This window comes from Streptomyces thermovulgaris (assembly GCF_002155915.1).
Classification (GTDB): Bacteria; Actinomycetota; Actinomycetes; order Streptomycetales; family Streptomycetaceae; genus Streptomyces; species Streptomyces thermovulgaris.
Map to the genome: position 1 here is coordinate 1 of NZ_MUME01000364.1, position 288 is coordinate 288.

Consider the following 288-nt stretch of genomic DNA (forward strand, 5'->3'; position numbering starts at 1 on the left):
ACCCTCCGCTTCCGGCCGCCCCCCGTCGGCCCCGAGCGCCGGCCACGGCCGCGACGCGCCGCCGCGCACCGGCGGGGAGGGCCCCGGCGTGCGGCGGCGGACTCCCGGACGGCAATTCCGAAAGATTTATTGCGCAATTTTTGTTTCACATCTACGGTGTGAGCATGTCACCGAAGCACGGTCCCGAGCGGATCACCGACCTGTCACGGCTGAAGGCGTTCACCAACCCGCTGCGGATGCAGCTCTACCGGCTGCTGTACGCCGCGGGCACCGCGACCGCCTCCCAGC